Annotated in this window: 19 protein-coding genes and 3 tRNA genes; 11 read left to right on the top strand and 11 right to left on the bottom strand. The window is 41.6% G+C overall.

The genetic code is table 11. The features are described 5' to 3' along the window. Window positions 1-66: 66 nt before the first annotated feature. The 6 genes from prfH to PROVRUST_RS09520 all read right to left on the bottom strand — a co-directional run bounded on the left by prfH (window position 67) and on the right by PROVRUST_RS09520 (window position 8068). Window positions 67-678: a peptide chain release factor H gene (gene prfH, locus PROVRUST_RS09545; protein ID WP_006814587.1), complete on the bottom strand. Its 612-nt coding sequence runs from the start codon at window positions 676-678 to the stop codon at window positions 67-69. Next, window positions 678-1811, bottom strand: a complete 1134-nt coding sequence (locus PROVRUST_RS09540; protein ID WP_006814586.1) for an RNA ligase RtcB family protein — start codon at window positions 1809-1811, stop codon at window positions 678-680. The genes prfH and PROVRUST_RS09540 overlap by 1 nt, the downstream gene beginning before the upstream one ends. Before the next feature lie 873 nt (window positions 1812-2684). Next, a complete protein-coding gene (locus tag PROVRUST_RS09535; protein ID WP_006814584.1) occupies window positions 2685-4406 on the bottom strand; it encodes an amidohydrolase in 1722 nt (573 codons plus the stop codon). 98 nt (window positions 4407-4504) lie between these two features. Further along, window positions 4505-5878 (bottom strand): APC family permease, encoded by a 1374-nt coding sequence (locus tag PROVRUST_RS09530; RefSeq protein WP_006814583.1) that lies wholly within the window; start codon window positions 5876-5878, stop codon window positions 4505-4507. Window positions 5879-6548: 670 nt separating this feature from the next. Continuing rightward, complete coding sequence (gene rarD / locus PROVRUST_RS09525; protein WP_039854884.1) at window positions 6549-7448, bottom strand: EamA family transporter RarD; 900 nt, start codon at window positions 7446-7448, stop codon at window positions 6549-6551. A gap of 149 nt (window positions 7449-7597) precedes the next feature. Further along, window positions 7598-8068 carry a thioesterase family protein gene (locus tag PROVRUST_RS09520; RefSeq protein WP_006814581.1) on the bottom strand — a complete coding sequence of 157 codons (471 nt, stop codon included), beginning with the start codon at window positions 8066-8068 and terminating at the stop codon, window positions 7598-7600. A 151-nt stretch (window positions 8069-8219) separates the two neighbouring features. On the opposite strand from PROVRUST_RS09520, the gene pldA reads away from it, so the two are divergent. The 5 genes from pldA (at window position 8220) to PROVRUST_RS09495 (ending at window position 13932) form a co-directional block, all read left to right on the top strand. Continuing rightward, window positions 8220-9113: a phospholipase A gene (pldA, locus tag PROVRUST_RS09515; RefSeq protein ID WP_006814580.1), complete on the top strand. Its 894-nt coding sequence runs from the start codon at window positions 8220-8222 to the stop codon at window positions 9111-9113. 92 nt (window positions 9114-9205) lie between these two features. Next, complete coding sequence (gene recQ / locus PROVRUST_RS09510; RefSeq protein WP_039854883.1) at window positions 9206-11032, top strand: ATP-dependent DNA helicase RecQ; 1827 nt, start codon at window positions 9206-9208, stop codon at window positions 11030-11032. A 12-nt stretch (window positions 11033-11044) separates the two neighbouring features. Next, window positions 11045-12040 carry a lysophospholipase L2 gene (gene pldB, locus PROVRUST_RS09505; protein WP_006814578.1) on the top strand — a complete coding sequence of 332 codons (996 nt, stop codon included), beginning with the start codon at window positions 11045-11047 and terminating at the stop codon, window positions 12038-12040. Between the two features lie 20 nt (window positions 12041-12060). Then, window positions 12061-12873, top strand: coding sequence for a sugar/pyridoxal phosphate phosphatase YigL (yigL, locus tag PROVRUST_RS09500; RefSeq protein ID WP_006814577.1), 813 nt, complete (start codon window positions 12061-12063; stop codon window positions 12871-12873). 261 nt (window positions 12874-13134) lie between these two features. Further along, entirely contained in the window at window positions 13135-13932 is a 798-nt protein-coding gene (locus tag PROVRUST_RS09495; RefSeq protein WP_006814576.1) for a tetratricopeptide repeat protein, read from the top strand. Window positions 13933-13948: 16 nt separating this feature from the next. Here the strand turns inward: PROVRUST_RS09495 and PROVRUST_RS09490 are convergent, their stop codons facing one another. The 4 genes from PROVRUST_RS09490 to rsgA all read right to left on the bottom strand — a co-directional run bounded on the left by PROVRUST_RS09490 (window position 13949) and on the right by rsgA (window position 19817). Next, entirely contained in the window at window positions 13949-14278 is a 330-nt protein-coding gene (locus PROVRUST_RS09490) for a hypothetical protein (RefSeq protein ID WP_006814575.1), read from the bottom strand. A gap of 57 nt (window positions 14279-14335) precedes the next feature. Further along, window positions 14336-17677: a miniconductance mechanosensitive channel MscM gene (mscM, locus tag PROVRUST_RS09485; RefSeq protein WP_006814574.1), complete on the bottom strand. Its 3342-nt coding sequence runs from the start codon at window positions 17675-17677 to the stop codon at window positions 14336-14338. 53 nt (window positions 17678-17730) lie between these two features. Then, window positions 17731-18621, bottom strand: coding sequence for an archaetidylserine decarboxylase (gene asd, locus PROVRUST_RS09480; RefSeq protein WP_006814573.1), 891 nt, complete (start codon window positions 18619-18621; stop codon window positions 17731-17733). 143 nt (window positions 18622-18764) lie between these two features. Continuing rightward, a complete protein-coding gene (gene rsgA / locus PROVRUST_RS09475) occupies window positions 18765-19817 on the bottom strand; it encodes a small ribosomal subunit biogenesis GTPase RsgA (protein WP_006814572.1) in 1053 nt (350 codons plus the stop codon). 137 nt (window positions 19818-19954) lie between these two features. On the opposite strand from rsgA, the gene orn reads away from it, so the two are divergent. The 6 genes from orn to PROVRUST_RS09445 all read left to right on the top strand — a co-directional run bounded on the left by orn (window position 19955) and on the right by PROVRUST_RS09445 (window position 21661). Continuing rightward, window positions 19955-20497: an oligoribonuclease gene (orn, locus tag PROVRUST_RS09470; protein WP_006814571.1), complete on the top strand. Its 543-nt coding sequence runs from the start codon at window positions 19955-19957 to the stop codon at window positions 20495-20497. A gap of 88 nt (window positions 20498-20585) precedes the next feature. Then, window positions 20586-20840 (top strand): type II toxin-antitoxin system RelB/DinJ family antitoxin, encoded by a 255-nt coding sequence (locus tag PROVRUST_RS09465; protein WP_039854881.1) that lies wholly within the window; start codon window positions 20586-20588, stop codon window positions 20838-20840. Further along, window positions 20830-21123 carry a type II toxin-antitoxin system RelE family toxin gene (locus tag PROVRUST_RS09460; protein ID WP_006814569.1) on the top strand — a complete coding sequence of 98 codons (294 nt, stop codon included), beginning with the start codon at window positions 20830-20832 and terminating at the stop codon, window positions 21121-21123. The genes PROVRUST_RS09465 and PROVRUST_RS09460 overlap by 11 nt, the downstream gene beginning before the upstream one ends. Window positions 21124-21355: 232 nt before the next feature. Continuing rightward, a tRNA-Gly gene (locus PROVRUST_RS09455) sits at window positions 21356-21431 on the top strand. Between the two features lie 40 nt (window positions 21432-21471). Then, window positions 21472-21547 (top strand) — tRNA-Gly (locus PROVRUST_RS09450). A gap of 38 nt (window positions 21548-21585) precedes the next feature. Beyond that, window positions 21586-21661, top strand: a tRNA-Gly gene (locus PROVRUST_RS09445). A 687-nt stretch (window positions 21662-22348) separates the two neighbouring features. On the opposite strand, the gene queG is transcribed toward PROVRUST_RS09445, so the two are convergent. Then, window positions 22349-23506 (bottom strand): tRNA epoxyqueuosine(34) reductase QueG, encoded by a 1158-nt coding sequence (gene queG, locus PROVRUST_RS09440; RefSeq protein ID WP_006814567.1) that lies wholly within the window; start codon window positions 23504-23506, stop codon window positions 22349-22351. Between the last annotated feature and the right edge of the window lie 66 nt (window positions 23507-23572).

Genomic DNA, 23572 nt, shown 5'->3' with positions numbered 1-23572 from the left:
TGGTACTCAGTACTGCTGCTAGGTAGTGAATTGGAGAACCACAGATATATTGTGGCTCCCCATAACTTAGTTAACTCGTTTAAACTCATTCCCAACAAACGTTATTGATGCATTTCCACGCTCAATCTGATAGTGAGAATGATGACGTTGTTTATCGAGATCCGTTCTCTGTTGAGATTGAAATTCACTGAGCTTCCAATGGATTAACTCTTTCGCTAGCCTCTTATTGGCATGTTGGCTACGCTCTGATTGGACTTTCACACTAATCCCTGTTGAGACATGCTTGGCACGTACCGCAGAACAGGTTTTATTCACATGCTGGCCACCGGCACCTTGAGATTTCGTAAATTCATATTCGATTTCACTCTCTTCTAAAGGCTGGATAGGCGAAAATGCAATCACGCTGATAAACCAGTTTTTGCGTTTATGACGTGGTCGTAAGGGGCTTTGGCATTGCCATTGAACGGTTCCACTCCACACGTTGACCAGTTGCTCGCTCTGTTTCCCCTCTAAGGAGACTAACACGGACTTTAACCCCTGTTTTGAGGGAAAAGACTCCAACACATCAATTTGAACATCTAACAAAGCGGCCTCTTTTAAAAAGCAGGAAAAAGCTTTTTCCACGGCGATGCAACATTCATCCGGCCCTTGAGCTGAGGAAAATTGTAATAATGTCATTAGCAATCTCCGCTCGTTTTATAGGTGATCACCGGCGCTAAGCGGGCAATAACCTGAATGATGCCGACGTTTACCATGCTTTCGATAACGGTCTCAATGGATTTATAGGATTGTGGTGCTTCTTCATAAATCAATTGTTTGTTTGCACAAATAACGCGACTGCCCAAGGCGGTGCGAGATAGCTGTAACGGCGTATAACGATGAGATAAACGACCTTTGCATTCCGTTCGCATCCATTTTCGCCCTGCGCCATGGGCAAGGGAATTTAAGCTTAAATCACTGGCAATCGGTGCGACTAAATAGCTGTAATCGCCGCGAGAACCGGGGATAACCACGAAACCTCTATCTGATGGTGTGGCGCCTTTGCGGTGTAGCCAGCCGTCAATACCGTCGATACGACATGGCTCTACAAGATTATGATTGAGACTGAAACGCTGCTCTCCAGATGTCTTAACTTGTTGCATCATCCGCAGTCCAATTAATTGGCGGTTGATTTGTGCGAACTGTAGTGCGTCTTGGTGTGCGTTGAGGTAAATTTCAGCATCATCAGATTGCTCATCCAGCCCATTATGACTATGTTGTTCAAGATGTTGACGTAGAATGGATTGCCCTAAACCACGCGAGCCACTGTGTACGAGCAACAATAATTTTTGTTTATCAAGACCGCTTTGCTCAAACAGCGCTTGGTTTACGATTTTATCGACGGACTGGAATTCCGCAAAGTGGTTACCGCCCCCAATGGAACTGAGGGATGCCATAAAAACATGGGACTTCATGAACTCAGGAACGTGCTCATCTAGCCACTCCAATGGTGCATGATCCGTCATTTCAGATAGCTGTTTTTCCAGCTTATCCAAGTTAACTTTGGTACGCTTAATATCGGTTTGGAACAGGCTCATGCCACAGCCGATATCGTTACCCACCAACGCCGGATAGAAGCGTTTAGCAGAGAAAAATGCAGCACCAATTGGGTAGCCACGCCCAGGGTGTAAGTCAGGCATGCCGACCACAGAAACCATGTCGGGTAAATTAGCGGTTATTTGTAATTGCTGGATTGCTTTACTTTCAATCCATGTAGATTCTGTCGCGATATAACGGATATGTTCGCCCACAGAATGAAGGGTATTGCCCATAAGCTATTAACTCATTTTTAATGTGAAAAATAAGGTGATTAGCAGGCAAATTTTGAGAAGATAGCTGAACTAACGTTTAAAACGATTTTTAACGTCTAAGACTATTTCTGGTTCTGCCCGCAAAGAGTTTGATTAATTGTTGTCATGATGAACCTCCTTGCAGTGAATTGATTGAATGAAAACGCGGCGGATAGTAACGAGAACATTTTTCTTTTGCAAGAGGGAAGGGAAAAAAAGTGTAAAATTAATCTTTATCCTAAAGTAATTAATAAATGAGAAATTAATTATTTTCATGATAAATAATAATGCAAAACTCAAATTTATATTTAATTCTAGATTTGAATATTATAAAAATATTTCATTAAGATAAGCGCAAATAGGTATATTTTCACTATTTTAACTTTGCTACTCTTTTGCTGGGTGCTTGATCTTGCTCAGTTCAAGCATTTATTTTTGGTCTGGGAAAGAAAAAGCCCCGTTAGTGATATTCACCAACGAGGCTGCACTCCCAACCAGACAATCGGGAGTGTGCCTCTTAATAAAAAAGAGGTCAAGGAGAAATGACAAAGTACGCAATGATAGCGGTAGTTTCTATTTGCGTAACAATATTGGGTTGCTCATTTTTAATAAAGGATAGATTAAGCTATTTGCATATTGATAATGACAATACAGTTGTTCAGGTGAAATTGGATTACGAAATCAATTAATCATTGAGTAGGGAAATTAAGTCGATTTAACCTAAATTAATTCAGTTTAATGACAGTTAATTTCCCACTCTTTCTTCTTTCTTATTACCGGTTGGGATATCAAGCACCCAAACTAAAGTGCCCCAATATAATTGGGGCACTTTTACTATTTTAACTAATTAAAAAACTATGCAGCGATATGAACGGTTTTTCCGCCCACAATAGTGCGCAGCACTTTCACATTTTCAATATCATCTGTAGGGATGGTAAATACATTGCGATCCAGCACGATCATATCCGCGAATTTACCCGCCTCAAGCGATCCTAAAACATCTTCACGATGTTGCGCATAGGCTGAATCAATGGTCGCTGAACGTAGAACCTCGATCACGGTCATATCACGGTCGTTATCCAGTCTTGGGGCTGGTTGCCCGTTAATATCACGTCCACGGCGGGTTGCTGCGACTTTCAAATCATACCATTCATCGAAATCATCAATTGGCCAGTCGCTACCAAAAGCAACAACGGCACCCGCATCAATGAATTTTGCGATAGGCTCAAGTTGTTCAAAGCGGGTTTCACCCAGCATATTTTTTTCAAAAATTGCTAACTCTGGTGTTGGTGCAGCCCATTGGAATGAGAGGCAAGCAATCGTTTTTAAACGCGCAAAGCGCTCATAATCTTTTGCATCAACTAATTCATTATGTGCTAATCCTGGGCGGATATCTTTTTCAGGATGGGCGGCACGCATTTTTTCAATGGCATCTAAGACGATGGAAACCGCGCCTTCACCTACGGTATGTAAGTGAGGATCGTAGCCCGCAGCTGCAATTTTTTCGAGAAGTTCATCAAGAATTTCAGCCGTAAAATACAGGTCACCGTAGTTATCAGTTTCTACCCAATTAGGTGCGCTATCTGTCCCTTTATTCACACGGTATGGCTGTAATAATGATGCGGTCATGGTTGGATATTGCAGCACGCCGTCCACGAACATTTTGATATTACGCAGACCAATTCCCGGTTCAGGAGTCCATTGTGCTTGGTGCCATTTCTTCGCAAATGCGACGGCTTCATCGACTGCTGCTGCAACAGCAGCGACATTTGGCGTATTATCTGGAGTAATTTCACGGGCAGCTTGAAAGCGTAAAGTGAGATCGCCACGTTGCTGTAACTGTGCGAAAGCTTCAAGTTGCTGTTCAGAAACTCGCGCATCCATCACCATGGTAACGCCTTGTTGATTGAGAACTTTTTGGACTAATTCGGCGACTTCGACAGCCTGATCTGCACGAATTGAAGGGATGCTATCGGCAGCACGCATTGCAGGAGCATCTTCCAAAATACCGTTAAGTTCACCATTTTCATATTTACCGATTTTGCCATCTGCTGGATCGGGGGTTTCTTTAGTGATGCCAAATAATTCTAAGGCACGGCTATTGGCTAATAAGGTATGGCAGTCATTGGAAAATAGTACCACTGGGCGCTTTGTATTGAGCTTGTCCATATCTTCACGGTACATATCAATACCTGCTGGTAACATGCCTTGGCGTAACCATGCAGTGACTTTTAGCCAGTCATTTTCGCCGGTACGAGGATCTTTATCGAGGTGATCTTGCACGCGCTGTAAAATTTGGTCGATAGTCAGGGATTCATAATTTAGGTGACAACCGAACAGCTGAATCCCACCCCAAAATGGGTGCATATGTCCATCAATGATCCCCGGCATCATCATCTTACCTTCAAGATCGATACTTTCCGTTTCCGGTCCTACATATTGATGTAATTCATCTGATGTCCCCGTCCCAAGAATATAACCTTCTTTTAAGGCAATAGCGTCAACAACGCTATCTTGACCGTCTGCGGTATAGATATAACCGTTGAAATAAATAACATCAGCAATTTTATTATTCATCGTAAACCGTCTGTATCAAGGGCTCGTTAGGAGCCAGAATTAAAAAAATAACGGGGAAGGCTTAGCTTCCCCGTAATCATTAAGTCGAATAGTAAAAATTAATTAATAATCATCTCGGTTTCGGCGTCAGAAATAGCCGGAGGACGACGAGTAAAACCATGAGTCAGAAGCGTGAGGTAACCTGCCCCTGCGGCTAGCCAGCATAAGCCAACAGTGAAGGCTTCTGCATCTAGACTTGTCCATAACCATAAAGTGAGTATGACACCAATGGATGGCATGACTAAGCAGGTCAGCAATTTGGTGCTATCAAGAGGGGCTTTGCGGTCGATATAAAAATGTTTAATCACCGACAAATTCACAAAGGTGAATGCGATTAATGCCCCAAAGCTGATCATGGATGCCACCATGCTCAGTGACAATACCAGCGATAACAATGACGCCACCGCAACAAAGATAATCGAATAAATTGGTGTATTCAGACGTGGATGCAAGTAAGCAAAGAATGAACGCGGCAATACGCCTTCACGGCCCATTGCGTAGAAAATACGCACAATACTTGCTTGTGAGGTCATTGCAGACGCAAACACACCGATGACATAGGCGGTGATAAAGCTAGATGCCATTAGAGATGCGCCGATAAGTTGCATTTTAGCGCCAACGTTTTGCATCACCGCGAGACTGGCGACATCCGTATTCGGAATGAAGTCTTGCCACATCGGGTACATCAAGTGGGCACCGTAAGAAATGGCAATAAACATCGCACCGGCAATAAAGACCGTATATAGAATGGCTTTTGGTAATGAGCGACGCGCATCCTTGGTTTCTTCCGCCATGGTTGAAATAGCATCAAAGCCTAAAAACGCTAAGCAGAGCACGGCTGCTCCAGCAAATAATCCGGAAGCTTGTGAAGACATTACCGTTAGCGGAGCCATTAATGCATCCATGTCCAAGACAAATGCGTTTTGGAAACAGATATATAAAAAGACAGCAATGAAGACAAATTGCATCAGAATTATCAGCATATTCATCCAAGATACCAATTTGATACCCAAAATGTTCATTAAGCTGACAATGGCAATTGTGCTACAAATAATGACTGGCATTGGAATATTAGGGAGAGCTTCGTGGACAAAGATCCCAATTGCAATGTAGTTGATAATCGGTAGGAATAGATAATCGAGGAGCTGTGCCCAACCGACTAAGAATCCAAGAGTACCACCAAAGGTTTTTTGCACATAGGAGTATGCGGACCCAGAAAGAGGGAGCGCGCTCGTCATGCGGCAATAGCTCATGGCAGTAAAAAAGACAGCAGCGAGTGTAATTAAATAAGCGATAGGCAGGTGCCCTTCACTTAATACAGTCACTTGTCCATAGGTGGTGAAAATTCCGAGAGGCACCATATAGGCCAGCCCGAAAAACACTAACGCAGGGGTGGTCAGTACACGTTTCATGTGAACGGTATTCTGTTGCATTTTGAAGCCCTTCCCAAAAGCCCTTAACAACGTCAGCTCTTTCTGAATAGACAGGCGGAGCGAACCTAAAATGCAGCCATATAACGGAAGCTATAGCACTACATGTTTTTGTATTTTTTACATACTTAAATGAATTAATTAGGTATGTGGTAGAACGCCTTGTATTCAATTTCAGAAAACCTCGCACCAGGGCAGATATAAATACCTGACATCGTGCGCACTTTAATGAAACGTCAGTAATGAATCGGACCATTACCATCCGCTGGGGTGAATACAAGCGGCGTACAATATAATTATCAAGTTACTATTAAGCAATCATTTATTTCTATAAATAAATATACTGTTTTATTTCAATGAGTTGATGTATTTGGGGTATAAGTTGATTTTGAATTAAATTAAGTTAAATATGAATTATTATTTGTATAAAATCAAGTATTGATTTTTTGGTTAACCAATTGAATTTATTGAATAATTTATTTTTTATTTAAATTTTATAATGATGCAAAGAAATGATAGAGGGTTATTTGCTAATAAACAGGTTAATTGTATTAATTAAATTAACGAATAAAGTTCCATTTAATGAAACGCTGACCTTAATATAAATTTAATATTAAGGTCAGGATTTATTTAAAATAGCATTTATGGTTGTTAGCGCCATAAGTTAGCAAAATTAATGTTGTTTTCGTCTTAGCTTTTGTTGGGTATATAATGCATCTAAAGTAAATAAAATTAATGCAACCCAAATAAACCCGAATGTAATTAACAATTCTTGTGTCATTACCTCACCATACATAAAGACCGCCAGTAAAAACATAATACTTGGGCCTAAGTATTGGAAAAAGCCCAGAGTGGAAAGGCGTAAATGGTTAGCAGCTTCAGTAAAAAGCAATAAAGGTACAGTGGTAATGATACCCGCTGCAATCAACAATAGGTTTAATGTCCAGCTATTCATGGTCATATTACTTGTTGGGCTATCTGCAAAGAATAACAAGAAGATAACGCCAACAGGGAGTAACCATAGGGTTTCAAACGTCATACCTGTTTGTGCGTCAACACCCAGTTTTTTGCGTAGTAGCCCATAAGTGGCAAATGTAACTGCAAGGCTTAAACCAATAATTGGTATTGAACCAAATTGCCATAGTTGGATCAGAACCCCAGTGAGAGCCAGTGCTACAGCAACCCACTGCATTCTACGAAAACGTTCATGCAAAAATAGCATACCGAACAGAACGTTAACTAATGGGTTGATAAAATAGCCTAAACTGGCTTGTAGCATATGACCGTTGTTGACTGCCCAGATATAAATCAGCCAGTTAGATGCGATAGTGACCGCAGTAACACCTAAAACTAATATTTTTTTAGGTTGTTTTAATACTTGGCGGAAATAGCTCCAGTGACGCGAGAGCGTGAGCAGTATCAACATAAAGAAAAATGACCAGATAATACGGTGGGTCAAAATCTCTTCGGCGGGGACTTCTTTAATCGTTTTAAAATAAATAGGGGCGACACCCCAAATAAAATAGGCGCCCAAGGCACATAATACGCCTTTGGTAGTATTTTGCTGGCTCATGAATAGCTCTGAAATTGATATAAAGTCAAACTGAGAGACCGAGGCCAATACGTTTTTTGGCTCGATTTGTGATGCCATTAATGTGACATCGCTCAGGTTTTTTTACAAGCTATTAGTTAATGAGGTTATTAATTATTTGCCAAATTGTTTCATCCAATTAAATAGGTGGCTGTGGCTGTGGCAATATGCTGATTTTTTTCATTATGTAGTTCACAGCGAGTCACGGCGATCTTATTACCATCGCGTAGCAGACTGGCACTGGCGATAAAAACCTCACCTCTGCCGGGACGTAAATAATCAACACGCAGGTCGATGGTCCCCATTTTTGACATCTTATCTGCAATCTCTTGATGAACGAGAGGCTCGATACGTTTCAGGATACGATTGATGCATACCATGCCACCTGCGACATCTAAGATAGAAGCAATTACGCCGCCATGTAAAATATTTTGGGTGAAATTACCAATGAGTTCAGGGCGATTCTTGACAGACAGTTGTACAAAGTCATCGCTTATTTGCAAAAGTTCAATACCGAGTAGCTGGTTAAAAGGCATTCTATAGATAAATGCATCACTCATGAATTTACTGGCTTCATCGAAAGTATAGATACGGTCATTCATTGGCGAGATCCTGTCTGAAATGTTAATGATAAGTTACCATTATGTTTGTGGTAATATCTATAAAACAAATGAATAATCTTGCATCAGGTAATCATTTTTAGGTGTAAAATACGACAAACTTTTTTTATTGCTGCTGAAATAGGAATGGCGAATGCGCGCTTTACAAATGTTGTTGAGTTTTGTGCTCTGTTTCTGGTCTGCTTCACTTTTAGCCACAGAAAATACCGACGAGCCTGAACAACAAAGTACATTAGAAAATACACCGGTTCGAGGGAGTGTCATCTCAGGGTTACTGCAAAATTATGATAACCCGTTTGTATTGTATCCCTATGAGTCGAACTACATTATTTATACTTATACTTCATCGATTAATAAACAAGCAATATCCAGTTATGACTGGGGTAAAGATGCTTTAAAGGATGAAGTCAAATTCCAATTAAGTTTAGCATTCCCTATTTGGCGAGGCATTGCAGGGGAAAACTCAGTTTTGGCGGCGTCTTATACACAACGCTCTTGGTGGCAATTAAGTAATAAAAAAGAGTCGTCACCGTTTCGTGAAACCAACTATGAGCCGCAAATTTTTGTCGGTTGGGCGTTGGATAATGAGTTAGCGGGTTGGACATTGCGTGAATTCGAAACGGGTTTTAACCATGAATCAAATGGCCGCTCAGATCCAACTTCGCGTAGTTGGAACCGTATTTATGCCCGTGCGATGGCTCAAAATGGTAACTGGCAGGTGGAACTGAAGCCTTGGTATCGCATTCCAGAAAGTGAAAGTAGCGATGACAACCCAGATATCAACAAATATCTCGGATATTACCGTTTGAAAGTGGGTTATGCTCTTGGGGATAGCGTACTGACTGCCGCAGGTCACTATAATTGGAATTCGGGTTACGGTAATGCAGAGTTAGGCTGGAGCTATCCATTGACGAAACATGTGAGACTTTATACCCAGTTATTTAGCGGTTATGGTGAGTCAATGATAGACTATGACCATCGCCAAACCCGTTTCGGGATCGGCGTAATGCTCAATGATATGATGTAATCTGAGCAGACATCCCTTAAGTTTCAGGGTAATATCTTGCCAATAGCTGCTCCTATCGAGCAGCTATTTGTTTCAATCTGTAGAGGAAATTCGTGTCTACCGCTTGCGTGCTCAATCAACTTTCACTGGCTGAAAATGTGCTAAACAGTACGTTTGGCTACCAATCATTTCGTCCAGGACAAGAAGCTGTCATTGGAGGGATCCTTGATGGTCGCGATTGCTTAGTTTTAATGCCAACCGGTGGCGGTAAATCTCTCTGCTATCAAGTTCCTGCATTGGTTAAGCCGGGCATTACGTTGGTGGTATCGCCGTTAATTTCCTTGATGAAAGATCAAGTTGATCAACTTAAGTTGCATGGCGTTGAAGCTGCTTGTTTAAACTCTTCGCAGACCCCACTTGAGCAGCGCCAAATTATGGAATTATGTGCAGAAGGGCGAATTAAACTTCTGTATGTGGCGCCAGAACGGTTACTGACGGACTATTTTTCTCAGCAGCTTAGCTCGTGGAATATTACCCTTTTAGCGGTAGATGAAGCCCATTGTATTTCGCAATGGGGGCATGATTTTCGTCCAGAATATCGTGCGTTAGGCCAATTACGGCGCACATTACCCAATGTCCCAGTGATGGCGCTGACAGCGACGGCGGATGAAGCTACGCGCACGGATATTATTCGTTTGTTGGAATTGAACGATCCTTTAGTGCATGTCAGCAGCTTTGACCGTCCAAATATTCGCTATACGTTAGTTGAAAAATACAAGCCGTTAGATCAGCTCTGGTTTTTTATTAAAGGGCAAAAAGGTAAATCTGGCATTGTGTATTGCAATAGCCGCACTAAAGTAGAAGAGACTGCTGAACGTTTACAAAAGCGGGGTCTGAGCGTTGCGGCTTATCATGCAGGGTTGGATAACGCCCAGCGTGAGTGGGTACAAGATGCCTTCCAAAAAGATAACTTACAGATTGTTGTAGCAACTGTGGCTTTTGGAATGGGAATTAATAAATCGAATGTACGTTTTGTGGCTCATTTCGATATTCCTCGCAATATTGAAGCTTACTATCAAGAAACAGGGCGTGCCGGACGAGATGGTGTCGAAGCTGAAGCCATTTTATTCTACGATCCCGCAGATATGGCATGGCTGCGTCGTTGTTTAGAAGAAAAGCCTGCGGGTATGCAGCAAGATATTGAACGACATAAATTAAATGCCATTGCTGCTTTTGCGGAAGCTCAAACTTGCCGTCGTCTTGTTCTGCTCAACTATTTTGGTGAGAATCGCCAGCAACCCTGCGGCAACTGTGATATCTGCTTAGATCCGCCAAAACGTTACGATGGGCTGATGGACGCACAAAAAGCTTTGTCCTGTATTTATCGAGTGGGGCAACGTTTTGGGATTGGTTATATTGTTGAGGTGCTGAGAGGCGCAAATAATCAACGTATCCGCGAATTAGGTCATGATAAATTACCGGTATACGGTATTGGCAAAGAGCAAAGCAATGAACATTGGGTCAGTGTGATCCGCCAATTAATCCATCTTGGTATGATTACGCAAAATATTGCGCATTTTTCTGCTCTACAATTAACTGAAGCCGCAAGACCGATACTGCGTGGGGAAATGCCTCTTCAATTGGCAGTGCCACGAGTTTTAGTCACAAAAAGCCGGAATCAACAAACGAAAATTTATCATGGCAATTATGATAAGAAATTATTTGCCAAACTTCGTAAGTTACGCAAATCGATCGCCGATGAAAATAATATCCCGCCATTTGTGGTGTTCAACGATGCCACATTGATTGAAATGGCAGAACATTGCCCAACCCGACCCGTTGAGCTATTACTGATTAATGGGGTTGGAGAACGCAAGTTAGAACGTTTTGGAGATGCGTTTATGTCGCTGATCCAAGACCACCTAGAAGGCTATGAATGAGGATAAAACTGCATGACGCCAGATAACCTAAAAGCCAGTTGGTTAAATCGAGAAACTGAGTTTTCGGCCTTTACCAACGGTCCACTTTTAGATTTTTGGCAATTGCGTGAAGAAGATGAGTTTCTAGGTGTTGATAATATTCCTATCCGTTATGTCCGTTTTATTCATGCCAAGCATCATAAAGCCGTGGTTATCTCACCCGGTCGTAGTGAAAGTTATGTAAAATATCCTGAAATTGCCTATGATTTTTATCACTTAGGTTTTGATGTATTTATTATTGATCATCGAGGCCAAGGGCGATCAGGGCGTATGTTGGCGGATCCCCAAAAAGGGCATGTGGAAAGATTTACCGACTATATTGACGATTTTGCTACGTTTATTGATTTAGAAATCAAATATCGACATTATCCCAAATGTTATGCCTTAGCTCACTCAATGGGAGGGGCGATTCTAGCGGGTTATTTATTACGGGATAATGTCACGTTTGACGCAGCGGCATTGTGTGCACCGATGATTGGCGTTAATTTACCGATGCCTCATTGGTTAGCGAGTTTTATTGTAGAGCGGGCAGAACCTCGTCGAAGTGTACGTAATGATTATGCGGTTTCGACGGGTAAATGGCAGCCTTTACCTTATTTAATCAATGTATTAACCCATAGCCAAGAACGCTATCGACGTTACTTACGTTACTATGCGGATTATCCTGAATTACGTCTCGGTGGTCCAACTTACCACTGGTTACGAGAAAGTTTTGCGATTGGCCGAGAGCTGGTTGCGAAAGCGGGAGAGATTGATACCCCACTGATATTGCTAGAAGCTAGCGAAGAGAAAGTGGTCAGCAATCGAGAGCTACAAGCTTTTTGTCAAAGCCGACAAAAAGCGCAAACAGGACGAGAAGAAAAATTACCTCTCATTATTGAAGGGGCTCACCACGAAATCCTGTTTGAAATCGATGCATTAAGAGCGATGGCTCTAAATGCAATTTGTGATTTTTTTGACCAGCATTAGCTATTGTTAGGGAATTCTGTATGAAATATCCGGTTGTTGCTTCCGACTTGGACGGAACACTTTTATCTCCCAATCATGATTTAACCTCTTATACGAAAGAGACATTAAAACAACTAGTGGCTTCTGAAGAAGTTCGCTTTGTGTTTGCAACTGGACGTCATCATGTCGATGTGGCACAGATCCGTGATGGGTTAGGTATTGATGCGTATATGATCACCTCCAATGGCGCTCGTATCCACAATACCAATGGGGATCTGATTTTTGAGCATAATGTTGATTCTAAAATTGCTCAGGAACTCTGTTTAATGGAGTTTGATCATCCTGAGATTATTACCAACTATTATCACGGTGATGACTGGTTTATTAACCGCGAAAGCCCTGAACAGAAAGAATTTTTTAAAGAATCAGTTTTTAATTATCAACTGTTTGATCGTCATGATTTTCCAACGAATGAAGTTTGCAAAGTGTATTACACGAGCGAAGACCATGACCTATTGGTGGATCTGCAACAGCGTATTCAAAATCGTTGGCAAGACAAAGTGCACGTGACTTTCTCCTTACGCAGCTGTTTAGAAGTCATGGCGGGGTCAGTATCTAAAGGTGAGGCGTTAAAACAAGTGACGGCACTTCACGGTTTTGGTACCCATGACTGTATTGCTTTCGGTGACGGCATGAATGACAAAGAAATGTTAACGCTGGCAGGGAAAGGCTGCATTATGCAAAATGCACATCAATTATTGAAAGATCAACTTCCACATATGGAAGTGATTGGTTCGAATAAAGACGATGCAGTGGCTCGTTATCTAAGAAGTAAATATTTGGACAACAAATAAGTAAATTTGCATGATTGTTAGTATTAAGCCAGATAGAATAAATGACTATCTGGCTTTTTATTTGCCTTTTGCTCCTAAATGGTAACGAAAAGTGCTATTTATATAAATTAAGTCTTTTATCCTATTTTGTCGGTCTACCAGTAAATTTAAACTACAGAGTATGGAAAGAGTGTTTAGGCTATATAATCTTGCAGATTAGCCGATATTAACGGGTGTCATGGAGTTATCAGTTATCATACTGCACGGTGAGGATTGCTTAGGATGAAAAGAATTGCGTTAGCGCTGTTGTTAGGATCTGTTTGTTATAGTTCATTGTTACTTGCCACCTCTGCCAATTCAACCGCAGGGGAACAGACTACGATAGAGCACATTACGCAGTTAGCCGAGAAAGGTGACCCAGCATCTCAGTTTATTTTGGGCGAACGTTACTTTAAAGGTCAAGGCGTTTCCCAAGACTCAAAAACAGCCGCAGAATGGTTTATTAAAGCAGGGGATCAGGGTAACTCTGATGCTCAGTTCCGTTTGGGAACGATGTATGTCAATGGCTTTGGTGTTCGCCGTGACTATGATAAAGCGATGTTGTGGTATGAAGAAGCTGCAAAAAATGGCGATACTCGTGCAGAAACCAACATGGCAACCATGTATGCACAAGGTTTAGGGGTTAAACAAGACCTCGAAAAAGCCGCGTACTGGTATAGAAAAGCGGCTCAAAGCGGGAATGTGATTGCTCAGTTTAAAATTGGGCAAATGTATTCAATCGGTAGTGGCGTTGCATTAGACAATGAAAAAGCCGTTTTCTGGTTTAGAAAGGCAGCAAAACAGCGTGATGCTAATTCTCAAGACCGTTTAGGCGTTATGTACTCAGAAGGGAAAGGGGTTAAAAAGAACCTCCAGCAGGCTTATGCATGGCTGTCTACAGCGGTTTATAGTGGCAATAAAGAAAGCCAGCGCTTGCAAAAGAAAATTGCTGAACAGTTAAGTGCCGATGAGTTAAAACAAGCCCAAAAGCTTGCTGATAATTACATTAAAACCTACGGCAATAATAATGAAGAAAGTTAATTTCTAAGCGTAAATTTTAGTGGGATATCAGGTGGTATCCCGCTAAACCTATCATCGATAAAATCAAATATCCCCAACAAAATCGGTAAAATCGGTTATATCCCCATCCTCGACGCACACTCAATTGCAGCTGTTTTGTTGATAATTTACTGACTTGAAAACGGTAAACTAGCAGATACAGTACGCTAAATCCTTGCCATAAATACAGTGTATTAAAGGCAAAGGTTTTACCCACAATAAGCAAGATAACCAGTGGGATCAAAAAGAATAGAATTGAACCAATTCGTTCAAATTGTGCCACTTTTAGCTTAATAATTTCATCTTGTTCAGTGATGATTTGGGTCATATTCAGCGAATACCTTAAGGTTGAAGACTGAGGGGAAATCCCCTCAGTTTTGACAAATTAAAGTTCACCCGATTTACGGGGTGGATTGCGACCAGTGACGTTGCTGGTGGCACTTTGTATTGCGTTTTCACGAATATCCACACGCGCTTGGAATGGCGGGAATGGCAGACTAATACCTTGAGCAGCAAAGGCTTGTAAAATCAGTTGATGAACTTCATGGCGTGCTGGCATACGAAGTCCCATTTCAGCAGCAAAAATACGTAATTCAAAAATCTGGATCCCTTGCTGCAAGTCAACTAAGTAAACTTCAGGGGCTGGATTACTCAAAATCATCGTTGAGCGTTCGGCTGCTCGCAAAATGGTATCTGTGACTAATTCACTTTTTACATCAATTGGCGCTGGGATTGTCATGACAATACGGGTTACCGTATCAGTGAGTGACCAGTTAATAAATTGTTCAGTAATAAATGCCTTATTCGGAACAATAATTTCTTTTCTATCCCAGTCAGTTAACGTGGTCGCTCGGGTATTGATCTTGGTAATGCTACCCGTCAGGTTACGGATTGTAACGGTATCCCCGATACGAATTGGTTTTTCAAATAAAATCATCAAGCCAGAGATAATATTGGCAAAGATCTCTTGTAGACCGAAACCTAACCCTACCCCCATCGCAGCGATGAGCCATTGTAATTTTGACCAATCAATCCCTAGCATGGAGAAGCCAACGATTGTCCCGATAATTGTCAGGCTATATTTGGTCAATGTACTGATGGCGTAGCCCGTTCCAGGGGTTAAATCCAAGTGTTGTAGAACGGCAAGTTCCAATAACGCAGGCAAGTTACGAACTAATTGTGCAGTCACGATAATCACTAAAATAGCGATGAAAATCGATCCCATAGTGATGGCTTGGACTGTCTCAACACCATTAATGGATGACGTTACATCCCATAATCGAATATTTTCAAGGAATGAGAATGCCGTGTGTAATTCAGACCAGAGCCAAATTAAGGAGACTAGGGCTATCATGGTTAGAATAGAGCGAACCAACCCGACGGACTGCGTGCTAATAGCATCAAGGTCAATGACTTGCTCCTCGATATCAATGCTTCCTTCTCCGCTTGCATTGGGAGACTGAGAATCATCTTCGCCTTTTGCTCGCTGGGCTAAAATCTCGGCACGTCGTTGCTTGGCTCGTTCAAAAGCCAGTTTGCGGCGCTGCATCGACATCCAACGGCGGATGGTATGGTAGATGATTAAAATCACGAACCAAATCGCCACTGAAGTCTCTAAACGCGCTAATAGGGCTTGAGAGGTCGCAAAATAACCTAAAACAGAGAAGAAAGCCGCAATCACGGGAGCAATAAATATCAACCACCATAAAGCCGTATTGATGATATTGTCCCCTGAACCATGTCTATCTAAATATAGGGGGATTTTGGAGCGGCGTAAGTTATTAGTAATCAGGCTTAATGCGACACAAAGAATTAAGAAACATAAACGTCCTAGAGTCGCTGCAAATTCTCTATCGCTATAATGTTCGAAGGTTATCAATGCCATTACCAGCGGGACAATCACAAAAACAGCTAAGCGATAGTGGCGCATTGCGCGTTTTACCGCATCTTTATCCCAACCAAAATGGGCGATAAATAGCCCTGTTGGACGCGAAAATGTTTCACTGATCATAAACAACCACAGAAGCGGCGTTGTTGCACTCACACCGTACCCAATTGCAGCTGCCATTGGGTATTGCCACGCACTTTGCAGTCCGTAACCGATCGCTGACCACATCATTGGGAGCGGCAGTGCAACGATAATTGACCAAAAAATAGTACGAATGGTGAGATAAAAACGGTCTTGTGTCACTTTACCAATGCGTAAACTCGAACGGTCCAAAAATGCTTGATAGTGACGGCGAGTACTCAGGCTAAAGATCACCAAGATGACTGATCCTAGCAGATATAAAAAAGAGTCTTGGCTGGTGACCATAACTTGAAGAGCACCAGTTAGCTGTGTCAAGGTGTCGAGAGATAAGAGCTGGGTCATATCTGTCACGACAAGCACTGGGTAGTGAATACTGATCGGTGGAACATCTGCAACCCAGAAAAGGTAACGATTTGACGCGTCTTTGACTTCTTTCAATGCGTCAGTCAGCTGCCCTGTTGAGACATTGAGCTTCGTGAGTTCCAGCATCTCTGTATCAAAACCTGAAATCAGAGACGTCAGTAGCTCTTTACGCGTCTTCATCAGTGACTGATAGACTTGAGACTGTGTTGAATCGAAATCCTGAGCTGTTTCTTGGACTGACACATCTAGCTTGGATAAGCGCTCCAACATATCTTCATAGTTCAAACGTTGAACTCGTAGATCGGCCATTTCACGATCAAGTTGTTGCCCTTTAGGTATTTCAGGGAGTCGTGAAAGCTGGGTGCGCAGTGCCTCACCTAAAGTACTTGAGCTGCTAATCCACTGTGCTTGTTCTCGAATGGTCGACAATGTTTGGCGAGCATTACGGATATTCGTCGATATTTCAGCTTGGTTGGCGGTAATTTCACTCATACGCTGAGCTTGTTCCGTCAATTCTTGAGACATTTTACGGTTGATATCGAGCTGTTCTTTTAGGAACGGTGTCAATTCCCCTTGCTCTGCGAGCATTTCAGTATGCTCTAATGCCAGAATAGCTTTTTGCTGGCGTTGACTATTTTGAAAATCGCGTAATTTTTGTAGTTCGAGCTCAAGGCGTTGATAGCGTTTTTTCGCCAGTTCAAGGGCCATACGCGAAATTTCTTGGCGATTATTGGCGGAGAGCTGCGCCATTTCTAATTCATTAACTATAGATTTGCGAGCACTCACTTCGGCTTGAGCGAGAGTATATTGAGCTTCTGCTAAAGGTGTTGAGGGTGTGCTGAGCGCTTGAAAACGAGCAGATGCATCCGTTAACTGACGTCGAGCTTCGGATAGTTGCTGGGGTAAGGCATTCAGAGATTCACTGATCTCTCGACCTTTATCTTGCTCCTGCTGCATTAAGCGTCCCTGATCGAGCAGTTGACTGCTCAAAAGGGTAATATTTTGTTCTAATTCACTTAAGCTAATGCCTGTCGGAATCGGGGATGGCGTATCGGATTCACTGAGTAGATTTTGCCTAATCTCTTTGATTATTTTAGGAAAGTTATCAATGGCATCTTGATATGACTTTGCCTTGTTATCCGCCTCACGGGCTTCATTGATCCAATTAAGAGCGCCTTGTAATGCTTGAGCCATCTCAGCATCTTTCGGGTTCTTACTTGGATCTAGCTGTTTGAGCTCCTGTGTAATCAGCGCTTCATCTTGCGCAGAAATAGGTGCTGCGCTAGATGAAAATACGATTAGCAGGCTAATTAAAAAACTGATAATCAAACGCACAGTGAGGAGCTCCTTCAGAGATATAATGGCTTAGTTAATTATAGTTCAAATAATTAACTAGTTTTTTCAGTGTGTTGTGCTTCAGTTGACTCTGCAAGTAGCTCACCCATACGAGTTGCGTAACCTGGGATCAACGATGAATTAAAGCGAATTTTGTTAGGTTCAAATAGGTTAATCACGGTAGACCCTAATTTGAACAGACCCATTTCCTCGCCTTTTTTCAGGAAGATAGCACCTTCAGAATGCTGTTCAGGGTAAGTCCAGCGCTTAATAACACCTTCACGTTGTGGATTTACACATCCAGTCCAGATCGTTTCAATACTGCCGACAATCGTCGCACCCACCAAAATCTGTACCATAGTGCCAAATGGGGTATCAAATACACAGATTAAACGTTCATTACGTGCAAATAAGTTAGGCACATTAGCCGCAGTTAATGGATTTACAGAGAACAAATCTCCAGGCACATAAATCATTTCCGTTAATAAGCCATCGCATGGCATATGGACACGGTGATAATCACTTGGCGATAAGTAAGTGGTAATAAAGTCTCCACCACGGAATTTTTCAGCTAATTGATATTGGCCTGCCAGTAAGGCTTCAACGGTATAGTTGTGTCCTTTAGCTTGAAAGATAAGGTTATCTTCAATTGGACCTAATTGGCTTACTGCACCATCAGCAGGCTGTGCAAGTTGATGCTCTGGTTCAACAATAGGGCGTGCTCCGTCTTTAAGCGCACGGATGAAAAAATCGTTGAAAGTCGAGTATGCAGTTAGCTCACTTTTTTGCGCCTCATTCATATTCACTTTATAAGCTTTGGCGAACAGTTTTATTGCCCATTGGGTAACAATACCAACGTTTCGACTAGCGAACCAACCTGCAAGTTGAGTAAGTCCTTGTTTAGGAAGTAAAAACTGCAAGCGGATCTTGATTTTATCTAGCACATTAACCTCTGATTATTAAAGGTAAGTTAGTAAAAGGGCGCTATTGTATCTGAAACAGAATTGCTTTCGAGTTATTTCAGAAAGCGCTTTAATTCATCGAAGAATGTAAGCGCCCACTAACTAATATTAGACTGATTTGGGAATTATTTATCTTTGGCTGTAAAGTTACCGCGAGGTTTGACCTGTTCCATACTTTCTAGAATACGGTGATAGTTTTCAAAGCGTGACTCAGCGATTCTACCTTCTTCCATTGCCTCTCTTAGCAAGCAACCCGGATCATCTAAATGTTTACAGTCACGGAATTTACATCCGCCAAGGTAATCTTTAAATTCGACAAATCCTTTGGTCACTTGTTCCGTGGTGAGATGCCACAAACCAAATTCTCGAACACCTGGGGAGTCAATAACATCGCCGCCTTGTGGAAAGTGATAGAGCCTGGAGGCCGTGGTTGTATGTTGCCCTAAGCCTGAGCCATCTGAAACATCATTCACTAAAATACTTTCTGCATTATGCGGTAGTAAGGTATTTAATAAGCTGGATTTACCGACACCAGACTGCCCTACAAACACAGAAACTTTACCTGCTAGAGCGTTAGTGAGCGCTTCCATTCCTTCACTTGTATGGCTAGAGACTTCTAACACTTGATAGCCGATATCAGTATAAATGGTCATGAGGTCACTCACCCATTCGCGATTCTCATCATCCAATAAGTCGACTTTATTTAAGACAATAACCGGTTGGATCCCAGTGGTTTCACAAGCCACTAAATAGCGGTCGATAATGTTGAGGGATAATTCAGGTAGGATCGCGGAAACAACAACGATCTGGTCAATATTGGCAGCGATTGGCTTTAATCCGTCGTAGTAATCAGGGCGAGTCAGTACAGAATGTCGCTCATGCACAGCTTCAACGATGCCATTGATTTTTATATCACTTTGAGTGTTGATTGCGGGACGCCATACGACTTTATCCCCAGTCACTAAAGATGAAATGGTTCTACGCAGGTTACAACGTTGTACGGTACCGTCTGCGGATTCGATATCAGCATGTTGCCCAAAACGGCTAATCACTAAGCCTTCTTGAGCTTCACCTAATTGACTATCATCAATCTCGATTGTCTTTTGTTTTCTCAATCTTTTTTGATGATTTTCTTGTACGCGGCGTTGTTGACCTTTCGACAATTTCTGCTTAGCCACCTGACCTCTCTCACTTGAATAATGTAGTGTCTATATAATACTAATTGGGCATGCCACACAACAGCAACACACCTATAACTCATAGCATGAAGGGTGCTATCATACCTTAACTCCACCGTATTCAGTTAGGGCATATCATGCAAAAGAATGAGAATAATTTAATTTGGATCGATTTAGAAATGACCGGACTCGATCCTGTCCGCGACCGTATTATTGAAATTGCGACCATAGTGACGGACAGCAATTTAAATATTTTAGCGGAAGGTCCTGTTATTGCCGTTCATCAAACGGAAGAACAATTAGCTCTGATGGATGAATGGAACGTAAATACCCATACTGGCAGCGGCTTGGTCGATCGTATTCGTAAAAGCACGATCAATGAACGTGAAGCTGAGTTAGCGACAATCGAATTCTTAGAGAAATGGGTTCCAAAAGGGGCATCACCAATCTGTGGTAACAGTGTAGGACAAGACCGCCGATTCTTATTCAACTATATGCCTGAGTTAGAAAGCTATTTCCATTATCGTTACCTCGATGTGAGCACTCTGAAAGAGTTAGCGCGCCGTTGGAAACCAGAAATTTTAGCGGGTTTTACTAAAAAAGGGACCCATCAAGCGTTGGATGATATCCGAGAGTCAATCGCTGAACTGGTCTATTATCGAGAAACGTTTATTAAGTGATAGATGTCATAGATGTAATGCAAATTGCATTACATCTGTCATTACGTTATTCTATTGAATAAAACTCAGAAAATACTGGAGTATGGTGATGACAACAATACAAATTAGAGTCGATGAACAATTAAAAAAAGAGGCATTTCAAGCCTTTGAAAAATTAAATTTATCCCCATCTGATGCACTCAGATTATTTTTACGATATGTAGCAGAGAATAAAAAATTACCTTTTACTGAGGTTTCTGTTGTCGTGAGTGAAAGTGATGCTGATGATGAAATTTTGGCAGTAGTTCGTGAGCGTTTGAAAAAACCAGCAAAACGAATCAGAGTAAATTTGGATGATATATAGTATTGAGTTTGATGAACGAGCTTTAAAGGAGTGGAAAAAACTTGATAGCAGTATTCGAGATCAATTTAAAAATAAACTGAAAAAACCACAAAAAAATCCGCATGTTGAGTCAGGTCGGTTACATGGAGAGTTGTCAAGTTGCTATAAAATTAAATTGCGCTCTTCAGGCTATCGTTTAGTTTATCAAGTTATTCATTCGGAAATTGTTATTTTTGTTATTGCTATAGGAAAAAGGGAAGCGAGTACAGCCTATACAGCAGCCAATACAAGATTAGTAAAATAAACAAAGTAAGGTGTTTAATAGAAAAGTTAACAATGTTAACGTCTTGAGAAAGAAGATTAACAATCTCGATGACAAAATCATCATTGTGATGAATTTATCAACAAATGAACAAAAAAATAAAAAAATTGGGCTCAAGGGCTTGCTAGTCTCCTATTTTTTCGTATAATGCGCTCCCCGTACCGATGAGATTTTTTGGTTTTATCGGCACGATTAAAGCACCAAGAACCGGAATGCGGGAATAGCTCAGTTGGTAGAGCACGACCTTGCCAAGGTCGGGGTCGCGAGTTCGAGTCTCGTTTCCCGCTCCAAATTTTCTTGATGTTTTAGCTAGAACACTATTTTCGGAATGCGGGAATAGCTCAGTTGGTAGAGCACGACCTTGCCAAGGTCGGGGTCGCGAGTTCGAGTCTCGTTTCCCGCTCCAAACTTTCTTAGTGTTTTAGTCAGAAGTATCCACCAAATGCGGGAATAGCTCAGTTGGTAGAGCACGACCTTGCCAAGGTCGGGGTCGCGAGTTCGAGTCTCGTTTCCCGCTCCAATTTTTCTTCAGGTAATTTTCTAAATTAATCTCCTCTGTAATTGCAAATCATCTTTTACTATCGCTAAGTAATATTCCTTATTTGCCCTCGTGATGCTCAATTATTAAGTAGTCATGTTTTTATCTTGCTCCCCTACGGGATCCTTTTATTATTCAGGATCTTTTTGAGATCAAATCAAGTTTTTTACTTGCATTCGCTAATCGGTCGCCATAGAATAGCCACCCCTTAGCAATAGGGCATTTCAGTAAGAACTTCTGCCAGAATGGCACTCGTTTGAATGGGCGACAAAAAAGTCATTTTTTCTTAGTTCAGTCAAACAATCTTCTTAACCTGATTTTTTCACAACTTAACTCTGATTAGTTAACCAAAAATCAGCGTATTTTATTATTTCTCTATAAGAGAAAGTTATCCACAGCCTGAATGTGTTTAGGTTGCGTTTAGTCTATTTTGAAATAATTTACCACACAGAGTTATCCACAGGTTACTTGTAGGTTAATTTTAGATTATCATAAAATGAATTTTATAATGAAATAAATTAACTAATTGAATTTATTGATTAATTTTATTTATTCAAAATGTGCTAAGCATAACTTGCAAATCCTTTACCTATTGTCGGCTAAGAACTTTTTTATTTTATTCACATCGATTTGACAATTAACAGATCAAGATATATAACCGCATCTTTTTTAAGCGTCCCGCGGTAAACCTTTGGTAATAGCGCGTACAAGTCGCTTTTGTTGTGAAGTTTGAATAGTCACTTGATTCTCTTCTCGCCGTTGTAGTTGCTGGCGAATCGACCACTGAAAATGCTCATCAAGCATCGGATTGATTCCAAGGCGATTTTGTAAAGCGAGGACAATCTGGTCTTGGTAGGGGGCATTGCCAAGAGCAACGCTGATATTTCTTAGCCATTTAATATAGCCAATTCGACGGATCGCTGACCCCTCAGTGGCACGGAGAAATTTATCCTCACTCCAAGCGAATAAATCCAAAAGTTCTGGCGTATGCAATGCGGCTCTTGGGCTAAAATCATCTTCGTCGGTTAGCTGGGAAAATCGGTTCCATGGGCAAATAAGTTGGCAGTCATCGCAACCATAAATACGATTTCCCATTAATGGACGAAATTCTTCGGGGATTGCGCCATCCAACTCAATAGTCAGATAAGAAATACAACGTCTCGCATCAATGGTATAAGGTTCTACAATTGCACCTGTTGGGCAGGTTGTGATACATGCTACGCAACGCCCACATTGTTCCTCTATAGGTTGATCCACGGGAAGAGGGAGATTGATCAACAGCTCCCCAAGAAAAAACCAAGATCCAGCTTGTTGATTGATAACTAAAGAATGTTTTCCTGTCCATCCCAAACCTGCTTTAACCGCAAGAGGCCGTTCAAGGATCGGTGCGGAATCCACAAAAGGACGGAAATTAAGATCATCAGAACATTCAAACTGTCTGCAATAATCTAAAATACGATCGCCAAGAATCTTTAAGCGTTTTTTTAAGAGCTTATGGTAATCTCGCCCCAGCGCATAACGGCTGATATAGCCAAGTTCAGGGTTATTGAGTGTGCTGGCAAATGCGGCTTTTGCGGGAAGGTAATTCATGCGCACACTGATGACTCGTAATGTGCCGGGATGTAGCTCATGGGGTCTGGCCCGCATCATGCCATGGCGATTCATCCATTCCATATCACCATGATATTGCTTATCTAACCAAGCTTGAAGCTTTGGTTCTTCGAGGGATAAATCGGTATCGCAGATGCCAACTTGTTGAAAGCCAGCATCGAGGCCCCATTGTTTTATATTTTGGGCAAGAAGATTAAGATCAAGGCGTGTAGACATGGGTTCTATCAAGGTAAAAGTGGATTCGCAGGCACTCTAACATGATCGTTTCATTTATCAAAATAA

It is taken from the genome of Providencia rustigianii DSM 4541 (assembly GCF_000156395.1).
Lineage (GTDB): Bacteria > Pseudomonadota > Gammaproteobacteria > Enterobacterales > Enterobacteriaceae > Providencia > Providencia rustigianii.
This window is presented reverse-complemented; position numbering and strand designations above follow the sequence as displayed.